The 1847-nt window shown below is 55.2% G+C and carries 2 protein-coding genes; both read right to left on the bottom strand.

Going from position 1 to position 1847, the window contains the following annotated elements; genetic code table 11:
- On the bottom strand, positions 1-758 hold a 758-nt coding region (locus WBA11_RS07780; RefSeq protein WP_424520131.1), incomplete at its 3' end, for an NAD(P)H-dependent glycerol-3-phosphate dehydrogenase.
- Positions 759-761: 3 nt separating this feature from the next.
- Complete coding sequence (gene tsaD, locus WBA11_RS07775; RefSeq protein ID WP_424520130.1) at positions 762-1784, bottom strand: tRNA (adenosine(37)-N6)-threonylcarbamoyltransferase complex transferase subunit TsaD; 1023 nt, start codon at positions 1782-1784, stop codon at positions 762-764.
- Between the last annotated feature and the right edge of the window lie 63 nt (positions 1785-1847).

Below are 1847 nucleotides of genomic sequence, written 5' to 3'. Positions count from 1 at the left end.
CAGGTTAGCGTTAAATCGCCCAGGCCGGAAAGCCCGTGAAAAGTCACTGGGTCGGCGCCCATAGCCTGGCCAAAACGGGTCATTTCAGCAAGGCCGCGGGTGATAATGGCGGCGCGGGTGTTATCACCTAAGCCACGCCCTGCCGCTATACCACAAGCAATGGCCAGCACGTTTTTGATCGCCCCGCCGATTTGGGTACCAATCACATCATGCGCCAGATAGGGCCGGAATTGTGGCGTGGCCAATGCTTCGCACAGCTCATACCCCATATCCGCATGGTTTTCATTAATCGCCAGCGTGACAGCGGTAGGGTGGCCCTCGGCCATTTCCCCGGCAAAGCTTGGGCCGCTCAACGCGCCAATAACAGCATTAGGAAACAGGGCGGATACCACCTGTGACATCAGCCGCCCGGTAGAAATCTCAATCCCTTTGGAGCAAATAATGAGGGGGGGGACGTCTTTATTTTTGCATTGATCAGCTAAGGGTTTGAGTACCGCCTCCATCTTTTGCGCGGGCGGTACAAGCAGAACAGCATCAGTTTCAAATGCTTTGGCCATGTCATTCGTAGCGGATATGGAAGAATGCAGCTTTATACCCGGCAGAAAACTGGTATTTTCCTGAAAATCGTTGATGGTGGCAACGACATCTTTTTCATAGGCCCACAGGGTTACGTCCCGCCCGGCGCGTGCCGCGGTTTCGGCCAGTGCCGTTCCCCAGGCGCCGGCGCCAATTACGCCAATATGGTTAAAATGATGCATGTTTCAGGTACCTTCAATTTCTGATAACGGCCAGCGCGGGCGTGCCTTGAAATCCAGCGTGCCGCGCCGTCCTGAGCGATACCCTTCCAGCCCGGCCCAGGCAATCATGGCCGCATTGTCCGTACATAAAGATAGGGGCGGGGCAATAAATTGTAAGCCGTTGAGGTGGACAAAATCACTTAAACTATCACGCAGGAAGCTGTTGGCGGCTACTCCCCCCGCCACAACCAGGGTTTTAACAGGCACATCAACCATTTTTAGAGCGTTATCCAGCCTGTCCTTGACGACATCGCTGATAGCATAGTGTAGCGCCAACGCCAAGGCAGCTTTATTCTCGTCTGTTGTGCAATCCTTTGCCCATTTCGACACCGCCGTTTTCAGCCCGGCAAAGGAAAAGTCGCACCCCTCCCTGCCTTTAAGGGGGCGCGGCAGGTCGTAATGCTGTGCAAGATCACGGTCACCCGTTTGTGCCAGCGTGTCGATCAAAGGGCCACCGGGATAGCCAAGGCCGAGCAATTTGGCAGATTTGTCAAACGCTTCACCGGCAGCATCATCAATTGTGCTGCCCAGCTCGGTATAGCGCCCAACCCCTTCAACTAGAATAATCTGGGTATGTCCGCCTGATGCAAGCAATAATAGGTAAGGGAATTGCACATCGTCTGTCAGGCGGGCGGTGAGGGCATGGCCTTCCAGATGGTTGACGGGCAGGAAGGGCTTGTTGAGCGCCAGTGCCAGCGCCTTGGCCGTCATCATGCCGACCATTACACCACCGATGAGCCCCGGGCCGCAGGTCGCTGCAATGGCATTGATATCATTCCAGTGCTGGCGGGTTTCCTCAAGCGCGCGCTCAACCAGCCCGTCAATATGGTCAAGGTGTGCGCGGGCGGCAATCTCCGGCACCACCCCGCCATAAGGCGAGTGTTCATCCAGCTGGGACAGGATAATGTTTGCCTCAATCACCCGTTCATCCGTAACAATCGCCACGGCGGTTTCATCACAGCTGGTTTCAATGCCAAGAACTCTCATACTTGAACATTAGCCAATCATCATCAAAAGTCCAGCAGGGGGGTTGTCTTGACGGGTAGACGG

This window comes from Rubrivirga sp., assembly GCF_049648075.1.
Taxonomy (GTDB): domain Bacteria; phylum Bacteroidota; class Rhodothermia; order Rhodothermales; family Rubricoccaceae; genus Rubrivirga.
Note: the sequence above shows the minus strand (reverse complement) of the source record. Positions and strands in the feature narration are given on the sequence as shown.

Excerpts from the sequence above, each read along its gene's own strand:
- tsaD (WP_424520130.1), bottom strand. The coding sequence starts at position 1,784 with ATGAGAGTTCTTGGCATTGAAACCAGCTGTGATGAAACCGCCGTGGCG.